Annotated in this window: 14 protein-coding genes; 7 read left to right on the top strand and 7 right to left on the bottom strand. The window is 67.9% G+C overall.

Annotated elements, in window-relative coordinates:
* Positions 1–588: 588 nt before the first annotated feature.
* From HBB12_RS00225 to HBB12_RS00215, 3 genes are all read right to left on the bottom strand, one after another.
* The gene (locus tag HBB12_RS00225; protein WP_236992614.1) at positions 589–957 is read right to left on the bottom strand and encodes an MmcQ/YjbR family DNA-binding protein; all 369 of its coding nucleotides are present in this window, start codon (positions 955–957) and stop codon (positions 589–591) included.
* Between the two features lie 5 nt (positions 958–962).
* Entirely contained in the window at positions 963–1,202 is a 240-nt protein-coding gene (locus tag HBB12_RS00220) for a hypothetical protein (RefSeq protein ID WP_236987496.1), read from the bottom strand.
* Positions 1,203–2,727: 1,525 nt separating this feature from the next.
* A complete protein-coding gene (locus HBB12_RS00215) occupies positions 2,728–4,119 on the bottom strand; it encodes a cytochrome P450 (protein WP_236987495.1) in 1,392 nt (463 codons plus the stop codon).
* Positions 4,120–4,222: 103 nt separating this feature from the next.
* On the opposite strand from HBB12_RS00215, the gene fumC reads away from it, so the two are divergent.
* The 3 genes from fumC (at position 4,223) to HBB12_RS00200 (ending at position 6,291) form a co-directional block, all read left to right on the top strand.
* Complete coding sequence (gene fumC, locus HBB12_RS00210; RefSeq protein ID WP_236987494.1) at positions 4,223–5,632, top strand: class II fumarate hydratase; 1,410 nt, start codon at positions 4,223–4,225, stop codon at positions 5,630–5,632.
* Between the two features lie 183 nt (positions 5,633–5,815).
* The gene (locus tag HBB12_RS00205) at positions 5,816–6,007 is read left to right on the top strand and encodes a DUF4169 family protein (RefSeq protein WP_203155617.1); all 192 of its coding nucleotides are present in this window, start codon (positions 5,816–5,818) and stop codon (positions 6,005–6,007) included.
* On the top strand, positions 6,004–6,291 hold the full coding sequence (locus HBB12_RS00200; RefSeq protein WP_236987493.1) for a ribbon-helix-helix domain-containing protein: 288 nt from the start codon (positions 6,004–6,006) through the stop codon (positions 6,289–6,291). The genes HBB12_RS00205 and HBB12_RS00200 overlap by 4 nt, the downstream gene beginning before the upstream one ends.
* A 112-nt stretch (positions 6,292–6,403) precedes the next feature.
* Here HBB12_RS00200 and HBB12_RS00195 read toward each other — a convergent pair whose 3' ends face one another.
* Together HBB12_RS00195 and ygfZ are read right to left on the bottom strand one after the other, a co-directional pair.
* Positions 6,404–7,198, bottom strand: coding sequence for a hypothetical protein (locus HBB12_RS00195; protein ID WP_236987492.1), 795 nt, complete (start codon positions 7,196–7,198; stop codon positions 6,404–6,406).
* A gap of 465 nt (positions 7,199–7,663) precedes the next feature.
* On the bottom strand, positions 7,664–8,497 hold the full coding sequence (ygfZ, locus tag HBB12_RS00190) for a CAF17-like 4Fe-4S cluster assembly/insertion protein YgfZ (RefSeq protein ID WP_236987491.1): 834 nt from the start codon (positions 8,495–8,497) through the stop codon (positions 7,664–7,666).
* A gap of 95 nt (positions 8,498–8,592) precedes the next feature.
* Between ygfZ and HBB12_RS00185 the strand changes: the two genes are divergently transcribed.
* The 4 genes from HBB12_RS00185 to HBB12_RS00170 all read left to right on the top strand — a co-directional run bounded on the left by HBB12_RS00185 (position 8,593) and on the right by HBB12_RS00170 (position 12,837).
* The gene (locus tag HBB12_RS00185) at positions 8,593–9,933 is read left to right on the top strand and encodes a dihydroorotase (protein ID WP_236987490.1); all 1,341 of its coding nucleotides are present in this window, start codon (positions 8,593–8,595) and stop codon (positions 9,931–9,933) included.
* 332 nt (positions 9,934–10,265) lie between these two features.
* Entirely contained in the window at positions 10,266–10,685 is a 420-nt protein-coding gene (gene secG / locus HBB12_RS00180; protein ID WP_236987489.1) for a preprotein translocase subunit SecG, read from the top strand.
* A gap of 148 nt (positions 10,686–10,833) precedes the next feature.
* Complete coding sequence (gene pyrG / locus HBB12_RS00175; RefSeq protein ID WP_236987488.1) at positions 10,834–12,462, top strand: CTP synthase; 1,629 nt, start codon at positions 10,834–10,836, stop codon at positions 12,460–12,462.
* 165 nt (positions 12,463–12,627) lie between these two features.
* The gene (locus tag HBB12_RS00170; protein ID WP_236987487.1) at positions 12,628–12,837 is read left to right on the top strand and encodes a DUF2934 domain-containing protein; all 210 of its coding nucleotides are present in this window, start codon (positions 12,628–12,630) and stop codon (positions 12,835–12,837) included.
* A 254-nt stretch (positions 12,838–13,091) separates the two neighbouring features.
* Here HBB12_RS00170 and HBB12_RS34220 read toward each other — a convergent pair whose 3' ends face one another.
* Positions 13,092–14,384: a M23 family metallopeptidase gene (locus HBB12_RS34220; protein WP_272913233.1), complete on the bottom strand. Its 1,293-nt coding sequence runs from the start codon at positions 14,382–14,384 to the stop codon at positions 13,092–13,094.
* Between the two features lie 378 nt (positions 14,385–14,762).
* Positions 14,763–15,227 (bottom strand): thioredoxin-dependent thiol peroxidase, encoded by a 465-nt coding sequence (gene bcp / locus HBB12_RS00160; RefSeq protein ID WP_236987486.1) that lies wholly within the window; start codon positions 15,225–15,227, stop codon positions 14,763–14,765.
* Positions 15,228–15,375 lie beyond the last annotated feature (148 nt).

The raw sequence follows: 15,375 nt of genomic DNA, 5'->3' as shown, positions 1-15,375 counted from the left end.
TGCACCTCGTGCGGGTAGGTGAGGGACTCCCTCTGTCCGGCGGCCGTCCAGACCGGTAGCGAGCCTTCGCGCGCGAACATCGCGACGGCTTCGATCGCCTCCCACCGATCGAGATCATCGGCGCTGTATACCGCTCGGCAGACGATACGAGTGCGAAGAAACGGATCGTCTGCGGTGGGGTCGGTTTCGAGGGAGAGTAGTACACCCGATCGATCGGGCCTCAACTCGTCTGGGAGCGCCCCGATCTTACGCCAGAGGCAGTACCATTTGGCGCACGCCCGCGGGCGATCACGGTAAATACCACAGGACGCACCTGTGCTGTGCTCACATAGGATGCCGGCCGGCTTGGCGAGAGCCTTCACCTCAAGAACCTGACAGCATGCGGTACAAGGGCCGCAGCTACGACCCGGGACAAGTGTCTGTGACATCCGGGAGGTTTAGCCCGTGGCTGACACGCTTGTCAGGCTCAGGTGACGGATACAGGCCGCCCATGGCCCTGTACTGCAACAGAGGTCACCGGCGGCGGCGCCGATGCTCGGCGTGCAAGCCGCATTGCGCGGTGCCGTATCGGGCGCCCTCGCTCCTCCTTCACCGATCGTCGTCCGGGTCGACGGCAAGCGCGGCGAACCGCGCCACGAGGCCGGGTGGTGCAGCAGTCTTCCACGCCGCGAGGAGAGCGCCGCGCAGCACCTCCTCCTCCACTGCAGACAGATCGACGCTGGTCCAGCCGCGGGAGCCCCACGCACCAGGCACCGGCTCGAACCCAGCGGGCCGAGCCTCTGCCATTTCCGCCTGCAGCTCGGGTGTCAGCTTCACGACGACACGATCCTCATCCGTCCAGAGGGTCGCGAAGATCCGGCCGCCGACCCGGAAGTCAGGATGGCCCTGGTGCGCTCCCTCGATCGCCTCCGGCAGCATGAGGGCCAGCGCGCGAACGTCCTCCGGCAGACAGGGCACCCCCTCTAAAAGCCCGACGTCGACGCCTGCCACTCGGTGTCGGGATGCTCACGCACGTCGCCGGCCTCCGTGCCGGTGTCCGACGTACTGACCCAATCGCCGGCCTCAACGACCTCGACCACCTCATCGTCCGGATATGCCGCCTCAAGGAACAGTCTCGCTTCGCCCTCCGCCGCGGCGCGCACGGTCACGAGGGGACGCTGGCCGACCAGTCCGCGGACATGCGCGATGAAGAGCTTTGCCATTCCCGTCGCTCCGTTACCGATCGCCTTGCTGGACAACGCTGCTCCGGGTCGGCGGTCCCATCTCGGAGTGAGGCGGCGGCGGCCGAGAAGTCCGACGTTCGCAGAACAGCGGATCATCGGCGCGCCCTCATGGCGAGCCGCCAGGATCGAGGATGTCGAGTTCACCGCCGGAGTACCAGGATTGCGGCCGGGATGCAGGCCGGAACAAGTGCGGCGACATCGGCGATGTCGATGTCGCTCGACGCCCGATGGCTGAATCGGACCCCGTCACGCTTCGCGATCGTTCTGCGCCGCCTCCGGGTCCTCGTCTCGGCTCACGAACTGATACACGGGGGAAATAGCGCCTCGAGGCCACGAGTGACACCGTCGAGCACCGGGTCGTGGTCACTGCCGAAGCTGCGGGTAGGAGCGTTGGCGTCGGTGAAGCTCGAGTTGGTGTTCGACATCGGTTCCAGCCCGCAATGAGAGCATTTTCCGACGACGTGGAGACCGGTTCGTCGTAGAAAATGCGGCAAACCAAGGACTCAGAGAGCGTCGCGATTGCAGCGCGATCGTGAAGTGCTCCAGCGGGCGTTAACTTCCCGGTATGCGAACGGTTTCATGAGGAATTGGCGGACCTCCGTCCCCCATCCCCGTCCCCTGTTCACAGCGGACCTGACGGCCATCGACCCGTCACAGGGGCGGGCTCGTTTTCGCGCCCCTCATCGACATAGGCTCGACGGGGGTTGCGGTCATGCCTCATACGCTTTCCGATTGATCGCTTCGCGATGCGGAAAGCGGCTTCGCTCAGGCGTGTGAAGCCTACGGCTTCATCACTCGTCCCGCCCGCTCACCCGGCCGCCGTGCCGCCCGCCTCAACCCCGGAACCGCACCCGCCCCGCGCGCCAGCACCAGGGTTGAGGTGAGGGCGAGGCAGGCGAACAGGCTCACTGCGCCACGCCGTGGAACACGATGCGGTGCAGCGCCTCCCCGAAGGTCGCGTGCTCGCGCGTCTCGGGCCGCTCGTCGGGGCGGAGTCGGGGCCGGGCTGTCGCTCCACAAGCGTTACGACCTCGCCGCCGACACCGACGTGGCGGCGAACGGGCCGGTGCTGGGCCTCCTGTTCGGCAAGCTCGCGCAGGCCGGGGCCTGGGTGAAGGCGAACCCGGCCGAAGCCGCCTCACGGCTCGCCGCGCTCTAAAAGCTCGATCCCGAGATCGTCCCGGCGGCGAATGCCCATCGCAGCGACCCGGTCGAGCCCGTCACCCGGGACGGGCTCTCCGCGCGGCAGACGATCGCCGGCGCGTGCCGCGCCGAGGGGCTGCTGCCGCGCCCCGTCGACACCGCCGCCCGCGGGATTTGGGCGCCTCCGGTCCGATGACCGGCTCGGGATCTCATCTGATCGCCGATCGATTGCCCGGCCGTCGTTCGGGTTGGCCGGTGGCGTCGAAAGCACCGGCGCAGGCGACGGACCGCAGCCGGGTCCGGTGCCCTGGAGCGGAGCCGACCAGGCGCGGCAGGAGAGAGAGGCGGCTCCGGCGTCGGGTCACCCCCGTGCCGTCACCCGCATCCGCAAGCCGTCCCGCGGTCGGAGCGTCACCCGGTGCAGCGGCACCACCGGCCCGGCCTCCGGCGCCCGGTCGAGGCGCACCGCGTGGAGCAGGTGGGCGAGCACCAGGGTCGCCTCCATCACGGAAAAGCTCGCGCCGATGCAGATGCGCGGGCCGGCCCCGAAGGGCAGGTAGGCGAAGCGGTCGATTGCCGCGCGGTTCTCCGGCAGGAAGCGCTCGGGGATGAAGGCGTCGGGCTCGTCCCAGAGCCGGCGGTGGCGGTGCAGCACGTAGGGCGCGACCGTCACCAGCGAGCCGCGCGGGATCTTGATCCGGCCGATCCGGTCCGCGGCGAGCGCCTGCCGGCTCATGAACGGCACCGGCGGAAACAGGCGCATCGCCTCGTCCAGGGCCGCCCTGGTGCGGGGCAGGGTGTCCGAGCCCGGAGCGGGGTTTGCGGCGAAGGCGGCGTCGATCTCGGTCTCCACGCTCTGCCGCGCCGCGCCGTCCTGCGACAGGCAGTAGAGCGTCCAGGTCAAGGCGTTGGCGGTGGTCTCGTGGCCGGCGCCGATGAAGGTGACGATGTTGGCCCGCACCTCCAGGTCGGACAGGCCGCGGCCGGTCTCCGGGTCCTGCGCCTTCAGAAGCAGGGTCAGGAGGTCGTGCGGAGCCTCTGCCCCCGACGCGACCAGGGCCCGGCGGCGCTCGATCAGCTCGTCCACCACCTCGGCGAAGAAGCGGAGCGCCGGCCGCGCCTTGAGCCGGCCAATCCGCGGCACCCAGTCGGGCATGCCGAACACGTCGAGGGGGTCGATGGGCCCCAGCGCCTCGAAGTAGCGGGTGATGGCGCGCCCGAGCGCGTCGGGCTCGCGGGAGAGGCCGTGGGTGAAGATGGTGCGTTCCAGCACGTCGAGGGTGACGCGGGTCATCTCGAGCGCGGCATCGACGCTCTGCCCGTCCCGCTTCCTCATCCGGCGGGCGAGGCGGCTGGCGGCCTCCGCCATCGGCGCCTCGAAGCGGGCGACGTGGCGGGGCGAGAAGATGGGGGCGAGGGTACGCCGCTGGAGGCGCCACTCGTCGCCCTCGGCGGTGAGGAGGCCGTTGCCGAGGCCCGGTGCCAGCACCCGGCGCTGCAGGTCGTCCTTGCGGTAATTGGCGGCGTTGTCGACCAGCACGTGGCGGATCGCGGCCGGATCGCTCACCACCGTGACCCGGCCGAGCGCGCCCTCGCCGGTGACGATCGGCTGCTCGAAATGCTCCGCGTACCAGGTGGTCAGCGGGTTGGCGCGGGCGGCACGGAGAAAAGCGAACAGCCCCATCGGCTCGGTGCGCGGGCGGGGCACGGCGGGACGGAAGGGGGCGGCCACGGCCGCCGCAGGGGAGGGCATCCGGACTCCTTGACGGTGGCGTGATTCGAGGCGTGCCGGGGCATCGCGCAATCGCCACTCTTGGCTTAAGTAGGCGCCGTTTCGCACCGCCAAAGAGGCCAAGATGTCGCCGACCGAGACAACCACCCGCACGGAATCCGATACGTTCGGGCCGATCGAAGTCCCGGCGCACCGCTACTGGGGTGCCCAGACCCAGCGCTCGATCCAGAATTTCCGCATCGGCACCGAGCGGATGCCCGCACCCCTCGTCCACGCGCTCGGCCTCGTCAAGCAGGCCGCGGCCCTGGTGAACCAGGATCTCGGCGTGCTGGAGCCGAAGCTCGCGCAGGCCATCGCGGCCTCGGCCGCCGAGGTGGTCGAGGGCCGGCACGACGACGAGTTCCCGCTGGTGGTCTGGCAGACCGGCTCGGGCACCCAGTCGAACATGAACGCCAACGAGGTCATCGGCAGCCTCGCCAACGAGCGCCTCGGCGGACAGCGCGGCGGCAAGTCGCCGGTCCACCCCAACGACCACGTCAACCGCGGCCAGTCCTCGAACGACACCTTCCCGACCGCGATGCACATCGCGGTGGCGCGCGAGATCAACGACCGGCTGATGCCGGCGCTCCAGCACCTGCACGCCGCCCTCGACGCCAAGGCCAAGGAATTCGGCGAGATCGTCAAGATCGGCCGCACCCACCTGCAGGACGCGACCCCGGTCACGCTCGGCCAGGAATTCTCCGGCTACGCCGCCCAGGTGGCGCTCGGCGGCGCCCGCGTCGGCGCCACGCTGCCCGGCGTGCTGGCGCTGGCGCAGGGCGGCACGGCGGTCGGCACCGGCCTCAACGCGCATCCCGATTTCGCCGAAAAGTTCGCCGCCAAGGTGGCGGAGCTGACCGGGCTGCCCTTCACCTCGGCCGACAACAAGTTCGAGGCGCTGGCGACCCACGACGCCCTGGTCTTCACGCAGGGCGCGCTCAACGCGCTGGCGAGCGGCCTGTTCAAGATCGCCAACGACATCCGCCTGATGGGCTCCGGCCCGCGCTCGGGTCTCGGCGAGATCTCGCTGCCCGAGAACGAGCCCGGCTCCTCGATCATGCCCGGCAAGGTCAACCCGACCCAGGCCGAGGCGCTGACGATGGTGTGCTGCCAGGTGGTCGGCAACGGTACCACCGTGTCGATGGCCGGCAGCCAGGGCCACCTGGAGCTGAACGTCTACAAGCCGGTGATCGCCAACGCGGTGCTGCAATCGGTGCGGCTCTTGGCCGACGCCGCGGTGAGCTTTGCCGACAATTGCGTCGTCGGCATCAAGCCGAACCGCGACCGCATCGCCGACCTGATGAGCCGCTCGCTGATGCTCGTCACCGCGCTCGCGCCCTCGATCGGCTACGACAAGGCCGCCGAGATCGCCAAGACCGCGCACAAGAACGGCACCACGCTGAAGCAGGAGGCGCTTCGCCTCGGCTACGTCACCGAGGCGCAGTTCGACGCGGTGGTGCGGCCCGAGGACATGCTGGCGCCGAGCGCCGAATAACCGCAATCTGACGCCCGCCCCGCGCAGCTTATCGCCGCGCGGGGCGTTTCTAGAGAGCTTCGCGATGGCAGCGCCATCGCGAAGCTCTCTAGGTTTTTGATTGTGCCGCATTTTCTACGACGAACCGGTCTCCACTTCGTCGGAAAATGCTCTCAGGGTGGCGGGGGCGCGGAGGATCGGGTCATGGCCGAGATCATCAACCTGAAGCAGGTCCGCAAGGCCCGCGAGCGGGCCGCCAAGGAGGCCCAGGCGGTGGAGAACCGCGTCGTCTTCGGCCGCCCGAAGGCGGCGAAGACCCGCGAGGAGGCCCGCAAGAGCCTGGAGACCGCCCGGCACGAGGGCCACCGGCTGAAGACCCCCGACGGCGAGGCATGAGCCTCGCTGGCGATCCGCCGTCGGGCGCCCTGCCCGAGGGCGGGTTGCTCAAGCGCTCCCTCGTCATCGCCGGCCACCGCACCAGCGTGTCGCTCGAGGCGGCGTTCTGGGAGGCGTTGCGTCAACTCGCCGTGGCGCGGGGGCTCTCGGTCCAGGCGCTGGTCGGGCGGATCGATGCGGAGCGCGGCGAGCAGAATCTGTCCTCGGCGATCAGGGTGTTCGTGCTCAGGGCGGTGTGGCCCGAGCATGCGGAGGCGAACAAGAAACTTGGGATGAAAGATTAGTTTCATCGAGCGTGCACTAAATTCGACGCTCGATGACGTATGAGGTCAAGTCGGTGGATTTACTTGATGCGATAATCAAATTCACGCCGTTGAAGAAATTGTAGTTGTCGATTTATCTCTCCAATATAATGTCGCATTTTTCAGATCCTGTCGACTGGCCAACGAGTTTGTCTTTGTTGATTCTGGTAAATTTATATGAATATACATCTGGTATGTTCGGAATATAGATATACGATGGCGTTCCTTTGAGACTTGGATCCGGCACCAGCCTAAATCCCGCACCTCCTGAAAGATGGCCGCGCCAATCCGCGGTGCCAGAAGCTGTGTCCCCGTTCTGTTTCTTGATGTCGAGGGTTATCAAAAAATTTTTATCGTTTTGGCATATCACGGTTCCAACCCACTCCCCAACGAACGAGTCTCTCGCGCTCGGCTCGTTGAGCTGCGGCTTGTTCACGATGTTATGTGGTATGTTGTTTATTTCTCTGTTGGTAGTGTCAAACATTATCACAAATAATCGCTCTCTGCAAAGGCGATCTCCTTGCAGGGCCTCAGCCGTTGCTTCTTGGGACAACCCTTCGAAAGCGTCGCGGCGAATTGATGTCTGGCCTTCCAATCCAGCGGTTGCCAGTTTTCCGGCCAAACCTCCTAACTGAGCTTTGACATCACCTGCAATCTGAGCTTCTGTTTTTAGCCCCTTTGCACCGCTAACCGTATTACAAATATTTGTAACCGTTTCTCGAATTAATGATATCTGAGAGGTATTCAGCTCCTTGGCGCCTAAAACTGAAGCGTAGCAGGTGGAAGCAAAGATCGGTAGGGCGACCAATCGGAAAAACATACCTGCAGTCCTCCGAGATGCTTTATCGCCCGGACCATATGTGCGTGATTGTTTATAAAACATTTCCATGGCTTGTCAATGTTCTTACATGTTTACTTTCTAATGTTCACAATAATGCAAGAAATCTCATGAATATAATTTCTTTAAAAAGAGAAATTTGGTCTTTGTTTATTGCTATACAGATAAATCGATATTGAAATACTTATTATCATGATAGAAAAAATCAGATTTGCTGGGTTGTCAGTAGCGATTTAACGGGTCATGAAGTATTTTTGTGGACAGCATCCGATGCCGTGAGCGGCGATCTTTGCAACGGCAGGCACGGATCGACGTCACGGCTTACGCTTTCTCTCAAATGATGAGGGATTTGCAAGCCGCCAAGATTCAAAAGTTGGATTTATTTTTAGTATAGATGTATCGAATCAAATAGGATGTTGCTCAGGTGCAGCACCGTGAGCGGATCGTTTCTAAAACCCCCAGCTTTGCCAGGGGATGATCGCTACAATTTTATATTTGCAGGAAAAATTATGTCTGCTACCCGTCTACAGGTACAGGCCACGCAAACGTCGCAAAACCCGGCTTCTCGACCGCGACCACCCGCCCGCCGGCCCGTACCGTCTCCCCCGCCGCCAGCGCCTCGCCGAGGCGGTCGATCCGCAGCATCGCCAGCCCGCGCGACCCGGCCCCGCCGCCGGTCTGGCCGAGGCTCCGGTCGCCGGCCGTCACCGGCTCGCCCGCCGGGCCGGCCTCCCCGTCGCGATAGACCACCGGCACGATGCGGGTGCGGGCGGTGCCGCGGTGCTGCATGCGCGACACCACCTCCTGGCCAACATAGCAGCCCTTCTTGAAGTCGACCCCGCCGAGCTGGTCCATCAGCGCCTCGTGCGGGAAGGCGTCGCCGAAGGGGAAATCGGTCCCGCCCTCGGGCACGCCGAGGCCGATGCGGTGGGTCGCATAGGCTGCGGCATCGGCATCGGCCGCCGGAAACTCCGCTGCGTGGAGGCGCCAGCCGAGGTCGGCGAGGCGGCCGTCGCGTAAGGACGGGGAGGGGGGCTCCATGCCCCATCCCGCCGCCACGGCGAGCGGCAGCGCCTCGACCGTCACGTTCGCCCGCAACTTGTAGAGCGTCAGGCGCTTGAGGAGATCGGGCGCCTTCTCGCGGGCGACATCGAGGTGGAAGCCGTCGGGTGCGCGGCAGACCAGGAAATCGAACAGGATCTTGCCCTGCGGGCTGAGGAGCGCGCCGAGCCGGGCTTCGCCCGCCGGCAGCGTCTCGACGTTGCAGGTCAGGAGACCCTGGAGGAAGCTCGGCGCGTCGGGGCCGGTGACCGCCACGACGGCGCGGTCCGGCAGGAGAGCAAGCGGCATCGGGGGTCCTTTGCTTGAACCGCGGGCGGGGCTGACATAAGCCGCCTGCGCCCGGCCCTCAATCGCGGTCCAGGGGTGAACGAGGAATGCGACCGATGAGCCAGAGCTTCGACCTCCTCCTGCGCGGCGGCACCGTGGTCAACCACGACGGCGAGGGTCTGGCCGATATCGGCGTCACGGCCGGGCGCGTCGCCGCCCTCGGCGACCTGTCGCAGGCGTCGGCCGGCCGCACCCTCGATTGCCGCGGCCTGCACCTCCTGCCCGGCGTGATCGACAGCCAGGTGCATTTCCGCGAGCCGGGCCTCGACCACAAGGAGGACCTGGAGACGGGATCGCGCGCCGCCGTGATGGGCGGCGTGACCACGGTGTTCGAGATGCCCAACACCGTGCCGCAGACGACCGATCCGGGCGCCCTCGACGACAAGCTGAAGCGCGCCCATCACCGGATGCATTGCGACTTCGCGTTCTGGGTCGGCGGCACGCACGAGAACGCCAAGGATGTCGCCGAGCTGGAGCGCCTGCCGGGGGCGGCCGGGATCAAGGTGTTCATCGGCTCCTCCACCGGCTCGCTCCTCGTCGAGGACGATGCCGGCATCACCGAGATCCTGAAGCGCACCCGCCGCCGCTCGGCCTTCCACGCCGAGGACGAGGCGATGCTGCGCGATCGCAAGGGCCTGCGGGTGCCGGGCGATCCGTCCTCGCACCCGGTCTGGCGCTCGCCGGAGGCCGCGCTGAAGGCCACCGAGCGCCTGGTGCGCATCGCCCGCGAGACGGGAGCGCGCATCCACATCCTGCACATCTCCACCAAGGAGGAGATGCGGTATCTCAGCCAGCACAAGGACGTCGCCACCTGCGAGCTGACCCCCCATCACCTGACGCTCGACGGGGACGAGGCCTATGCCCGTCTCGGCACGCTCGTCCAGATGAACCCGCCGGTGCGGGGGGCGGACCACCGCGACGGGCTGTGGTGGGGCCTGTCGCAGGGTGTGGCCGACGTGCTCGGCTCCGACCATGCGCCCCACACCCTGGAGGAGAAGCGGAAGGTCTACCCGGATTCGCCCTCGGGCATGACCGGCGTGCAGACCCTGGTGCCGGTGATGCTCGACCACGTCGCCGCGGGCCGGCTCTCGTTGCAACGCTTCGTCGATCTCACCAGCGCCGGCCCGAAGCGCACTTTCGGCATCGCCCGGAAAGGCCGGCTCGCGGTGGGCTACGATGCCGACGTGACGGTGGTCGACCTGAAGCGCCGCGAGACCATCACCAATGCCTGGATCGCCTCCAAATGCGGCTGGACGCCCCATGACGGCCGCGAGGTCACCGGCTGGCCGGTCGGCACGGTGGTGCGGGGCCAGGCGGTGATGTGGGAGGGCGCGCTCACCGAGCCGTCGCGGGGCGAGGCGGTGCGGTTCGAGGAAGGGTTCCCGGCGCGGGGGTGAGGCGCCACGGCCCCCTCCCCCTCCCCCTCTGCGGAGCAGGCCGAGAGAGGGGCAGCGCGACGCTGATTCAGAGGACGCCCGTCAGAGCGGTTCCGCCTCATCCGGAAGCGGCGTCCCCTCTCCCGCCCGGCTCCGCCGGGCACCCTCCCCCGCAGAGGGGGGAGGATTATACCGCGGCGCCAGACTGTGTCTTCTTCCCCTCCATTCCACCCTCCACCCTTGGCTCCGGCGCATATCTCGTATAGGAGCGCCCGGAATTGGAGGCCCGGGCGCGTTCCGCGTGCCGGCCGTTGCCACGTTGGCGGCCCGTCGAGGGCCGGCCCGGAAGCCCGATGCAGACCGTCCTGATCGTCGTCCACCTGATCATCGTCCTCGCCCTGATCGGCGTGGTGCTGCTGCAGCGCTCCGAGGGCGGCCTCGGCCTCGGCGGCGGGGGCGGCACGCAGGGTTTCATGACCGGCCGCGGCCAGGCCAACGCGCTCACCCGCGCCACCGCGATCCTGGCCGCCCTGTTCTTCGCCACCAGCATGGTGCTGGCGATCATGTCGCACCGGGGCGCCGGCCCGCGCTCGATCTTCGACGGCGCCGGCACCAAGGCCCCGGCGGGGCAGACCGGCGCGCCCCCGGCCGGCAACGTCCTCGATCAGCTGCGCCAGCAGCAGGGCGATGCGCCGGCGACCCAAGGCTCCGCTCCGGCCACTCCGGCGGCGCCCGCCGCGCCGGCCGCCCCCGCGGCACCCCAGTCGCGCTGATCTGCGCGGAAAGACCGGCGGCGCATCCGCGCCGCCCCTCTCTCCCAAAAGAATCCTGTGAGTCCGGTCGGCCTTGCCGTCCGGACATGACCCTGTTGTGCTGGCGGCGTTTGGCAACCCGGCCACGCCTGTGTATGGAGCAAGTCCCATGACGCGGTATGTTTTCATCACCGGCGGCGTGGTCTCCTCGCTCGGCAAGGGTCTCGCTTCCGCCGCCCTCGCGGCCCTGCTCCAGGCCCGCGGCTACAAGGTCCGCCTGCGCAAGCTGGACCCCTACCTCAACGTCGATCCGGGCACGATGAGCCCGACGCAGCACGGCGAGGTCTTCGTCACCGACGACGGCGCCGAGACCGACCTCGATCTCGGCCATTACGAACGCTTCACCGGCGTGCCGGCGACGCGGGCCGACAACATCACCACCGGCCGGATCTACCTCGACATCATCACCAAGGAGCGCCGGGGCGACTATCTCGGCGCCACCATCCAGGTGATCCCGCACGTCACCAACGCCATCAAGGAATTCGTCCTCGACGGCAACGACGCCTACGACTTCGTGCTGGTCGAGATCGGCGGCACCGTCGGCGACATCGAGGGCCTGCCGTTCTTCGAGGCGATCCGCCAGCTCGGCCAGGAACTGCCCCGCGGCACCTGCGCCTACGTCCACCTGACGCTCCTGCCCTACATCCCGTCGGCCGGCGAATTGAAGACCAAGCCGACCCAGCACTCGGTGGCGGAACTGCGCTCGATCGGCATCCAGCCCGACATCCTGCTCTGCCGCTGCGACCGCGCGATCCCCCGCGAGGAGCGCCGCAAGCTCGCCCAGTTCTGCAACGTGCGTGAATCGGCCGTCATCGAGGCGCGGGACGTCGGCACGATCTACGAGGTGCCGCTCTCCTACAAGGAAGAGGGCCTGGACCGCGAGGTGCTGGCGCATTTCGGCCTCGAGACCGGACCCGAGCCGAAGCTCGACCGCTGGCGCGACATCGTCGGCCGGATCAAGAGCCCGGAGGGCGAGGTCTCGATCGCCATCGTCGGCAAGTACACGGGCCTCAAGGACGCCTACAAGTCGCTGATCGAGGCGCTGAGCCACGGCGGCATCGCCAACCGGGTCAAGGTCAACCTGGAGTGGATCGAGTCCGAGGTGTTCGAGCGCGAGGACCCGGCGCCGTTCCTGGAGGGCCTCAACGGCATCCTGGTGCCGGGCGGCTTCGGCCAGCGTGGCGCCGAGGGGAAGATCCGCGCCGCCCGCTACGCCCGCGAGCGCAAGATCCCGTATTTCGGCATCTGCTTCGGCATGCAGATGGCGGTGGTCGAGGCGGCCCGCTCGCTCGCCGGCATCGCGGATGCCAACTCGACCGAGTTCGGCCCGACGCCGGAACCGGTGGTGGGTCTTCTCACCGAGTGGATGCGCGGCAACGAACTGGAGCGCCGCATCGCCGAGGGCGACCTCGGCGGCACGATGCGGCTCGGCTCCTACACCGCGGCCCTGGAGCCGGATTCGCAGATCGCCAAGATCTACGGCGGCACCCGCATCGCCGAGCGCCACCGCCACCGCTACGAGGTCAACATGGCCTATCGCGAGCGGCTGGAGGCCAAGGGCATGCGCTTCGCCGGCCTCTCACCGGATGGCTTGCTCCCCGAGACCGTCGAGGTGGTGGGCCATCCCTGGTTCATCGGCGTGCAGTTCCATCCGGAGCTGAAGTCGCGTCCGTTCGAGCCGCATCCGCTGTTCCAGAGCTTCGTCGCCGCGGCGATCGAGCAGAGCCGGCTGGTCTGACGTCGGATCCGGGATCGTCCGGACCAACATAGGTTGTCGCCGGAGCGCGAAGGTTGCTCCGGCGCTGCCGTTCCGTCGCGACAGCGATACCGACCCACGGTATAGGAGCCCCGTTGAGCCGGCCCCCGGCACCTGGCGGGCCGGCGTGGGAGGAGGTCATCGGTGATGCGTGAGATACCCCTGGCGGCGATCCGGGCCCGCGCCTACGACATCTGGGAGCGCAACCACCGCCCGGACGGCTACGAGATCCAGTTCTGGCTCCTCGCCGAGCGCGAGCTGCGGGCCGAGCTGGAGGGCCGGCGCGACGCTGCCGGGGAGGACGCCGCGCCCGTCCCGGCGACGGGCGATGCCCCGGTCGAGACGGTGGGCGGTTAAGGCTCTGGCGAAGAGCCTGTTCGAGTTGGCCGACCGAATTGGAACCCTCGATGTCATCCCGGGGCCGCGAAAGCGGAACCCGGGATCCATAACCGCTGAGGGTTCAGGATGAAGCGGAACGCTGGTCGTCCTGTCCTGAATCGTCAGCGGTTATGGATCCCGGGTTCTCGTCTTCGACGAGCCCCGGGATGACGTGGAGAGATGTCGACGTATCTGCCGGATCGATCGATATCCCCGCTCGAGGGACTTCGAGATCAGCGCGACGCCAGCCGTGCGCCCGCCCGCAGGAAGCGCTGGGGGTCGACCGGCTCGCCGTCGATCCGGGTCTCGTAATGCAGGTGCGTGCCGGTGGAGCGGCCGGTCGAGCCGACCCGGCCGACCATCTGCCCCGCCGCCACGCTCTGACCGGGCACCACCGTGATCGCCGAGAGGTGGGCGTAGCGGGTGACGAGGCCGTGGCCGTGATCGACCTCGACCATGTTGCCGTAGCCGCCCGCAAAATCCGCCTGCGTCACCGTGCCGGCGGCGGTGGCCCGGGCCGGGGCGCCGTACTCGCTGCGCAGGTCGATGCCGGTATGGAGGGCGAGGCCGCGGGTGAATGGGTCCGACCGGTAGCCGAAAGTGCTGGACAGTCCGTGATCGGTCGCCATCGGCCGCCGCAGCGGCATCGCGCCGACGATCTTCCTCAAACTGTCGCGCTCGCCGAGGTCGCGCTCGGCCTGGAGCACGGCGGTCTCGAACGGGCCCGAGCCGGCCGGCACCAGCGGGCCGCCGATGCCGCCGCCGTGGGGCGCGGCGAAGCGCCGCGCATCGAGCCCGGTCTCGGCCACGATCATCCGCAGGCGGGCCGCCTCGCTGCGGCTACTCGCGGCGAGGCGGCCGACCGCCAGGCTCTGGCGCGCCTCCAGCCCGTCGAGGGCGTGTTCCAGGGTCGCCATCCGCAGGCTCACCCCGGGGGAGGGGGCGGGCGAGAGGGCAGGCGCGAGACTGTCGGCCTCCGTGCGCAGGCCGAGCGACTCGGGCGTCGGCGCAGGGAGCGGGGGAGGCGCGGGCAGCGGGGCGTAAGACATCGCCGAGGGCACGGTCCTGGCGTCGCGGGCCGGCCAAGACGTGGCCAATCCCGCGGCCGACCCTCCCATGCCGTCCTCGCCCATCGCGCTCGGGCCGCCGGCCTGCTCGGCCAGCCCCATCAGCATCGCTTGCCGGCCCTCCAGCGCCACCTGCCGGCCGGCGAGGTCGGCGAGCCGCGTCTCGACCCCGTCCTGCTCCAGGAGCTTCTGTGTCGCCACCCGGTCGAGCCGGGCCCGCAGGGCGCTGACCCGCTCCTCGTAGGCGTATTGCATCGCGCCCTGGCGTTCCATGAACCGCGCCAGCGCCTCGTCGCGGAAGACGATGAACCACGTCGCCGCGCTCGCCCACAGGGACAGCGCCCCGAAGGCAAGGGCGGCGAGCACCAGGGTCCGGCGCCGCACCACCCAGACCCGATCCGGGCGGCCGGCCGGCGACGTGAGGGAGGCGACGAGGGACGAGAGGCGGGAGGGGAGCATCGGGACGGTCCGTAACCTGATCGGGACCGTCGCGGGTTAAGGTTAAGGATGTTTCAAGGGCGAAGACGAACCGGGGTCCCGCGGCAGTCTCGTGCCGGCCTTCGCGCAAGGTCCTCCGGGCGCTGGAAAATCGAAGTCCGATAAATAATAAGTCGCGGAATTCCCTCTCCCGAGTGGGAGAGGGGTAGAGATGAGGGTGCTGCGGTTCTGATTCTAGCTAAAAGCGTTGAGCTGCCAGCACGACAGTTCAGGCTTTACACTGAAGCGTGTCACCCTCGCGCCTGGTCCCTCTCTCACACGGGAGAGGGGAATTGCGCTTTGATTGTCAATGAGGGGGTACACGCTGCTCACTCATCGCACGCCGCCGGCCCGCGCGCCTCACAGCGCCTTCGCCGCCGCCAGGACCGCGTCGGCATGGCCCGGCACCTTCACCTTCTGCCACACCTTCGCGATCGTGCCGTCGCGGTCGATCAGGAACGTCGTGCGCTCGACGCCCATATACTTGCGGCCGTACATGCTCTTCTCGACCCAGACGCCGTAGGCCTCGAGCATCGCCTTCGTCTCGTCCGAGGCGAGGGGGAATTCCAGGGCGTACTTCTCCCGGAACTTGTCGTGGCTCTTCATCGGGTCCGGCGAGACGCCGATCACCGCGGTCTCGGCCTCCGCGAAGGCGTCGCGCAGCCCGTTGAAGGCCTGCGCCTCCAGGGTGCAGCCGCTGGTGTCGTCCTTGGGGTAGAAATACAGGACGGCCTTGCGCCCTTTCAGGCCGGCGAGGCTCAGGGTCTCGCCGCCGGTCGCCGGCAGGGAGAAGTCGGGGGCGGGATCGCCCGGGTTCAGCGCCATCGTGCCTTCCTTTCGGCCGATTGATGGTGTGCCTCTAGGGGAGGCGGGCAGGACTTGAGCCGCGGGGCGAGGGGCCGGCCCGGCGCGCCGCCCGACGGATAAGCGGCAGAACGTTACCCTCCGGTCACCGGAGCGGGCAATCATCGGC

The organism is Methylobacterium sp. SyP6R, assembly GCF_019216885.1.
Classification (GTDB): Bacteria; Pseudomonadota; Alphaproteobacteria; order Rhizobiales; family Beijerinckiaceae; genus Methylobacterium.
Note: the sequence above shows the minus strand (reverse complement) of the source record. Positions and strands in the feature narration are given on the sequence as shown.

Bases quoted from the DNA above. Each gene is read 5' to 3' on its own strand.
- ygfZ (WP_236987491.1), bottom strand. From the start codon at position 8,497: ATGCCGCTTGCTCTCCTGCCGGACCGCGCCGTCGTGGCGGTCACCGGC.
- HBB12_RS00195 (WP_236987492.1), bottom strand. From the start codon at position 7,198: ATGGAAATGTTTTATAAACAATCACGCACATATGGTCCGGGCGATAAA.
- HBB12_RS00170 (WP_236987487.1), top strand. From the start codon at position 12,628: ATGCGTGAGATACCCCTGGCGGCGATCCGGGCCCGCGCCTACGACATC.
- HBB12_RS00200 (WP_236987493.1), top strand. From the start codon at position 6,004: ATGAGCCTCGCTGGCGATCCGCCGTCGGGCGCCCTGCCCGAGGGCGGG.
- fumC (WP_236987494.1), top strand. From the start codon at position 4,223: ATGTCGCCGACCGAGACAACCACCCGCACGGAATCCGATACGTTCGGG.
- pyrG (WP_236987488.1), top strand. From the start codon at position 10,834: ATGACGCGGTATGTTTTCATCACCGGCGGCGTGGTCTCCTCGCTCGGC.
- secG (WP_236987489.1), top strand. From the start codon at position 10,266: ATGCAGACCGTCCTGATCGTCGTCCACCTGATCATCGTCCTCGCCCTG.
- HBB12_RS00215 (WP_236987495.1), bottom strand. From the start codon at position 4,119: ATGCCCTCCCCTGCGGCGGCCGTGGCCGCCCCCTTCCGTCCCGCCGTG.
- HBB12_RS00220 (WP_236987496.1), bottom strand. From the start codon at position 1,202: ATGGCAAAGCTCTTCATCGCGCATGTCCGCGGACTGGTCGGCCAGCGT.
- bcp (WP_236987486.1), bottom strand. From the start codon at position 15,227: ATGGCGCTGAACCCGGGCGATCCCGCCCCCGACTTCTCCCTGCCGGCG.
- HBB12_RS34220 (WP_272913233.1), bottom strand. From the start codon at position 14,384: ATGCTCCCCTCCCGCCTCTCGTCCCTCGTCGCCTCCCTCACGTCGCCG.
- HBB12_RS00185 (WP_236987490.1), top strand. From the start codon at position 8,593: ATGAGCCAGAGCTTCGACCTCCTCCTGCGCGGCGGCACCGTGGTCAAC.
- HBB12_RS00205 (WP_203155617.1), top strand. From the start codon at position 5,816: ATGGCCGAGATCATCAACCTGAAGCAGGTCCGCAAGGCCCGCGAGCGG.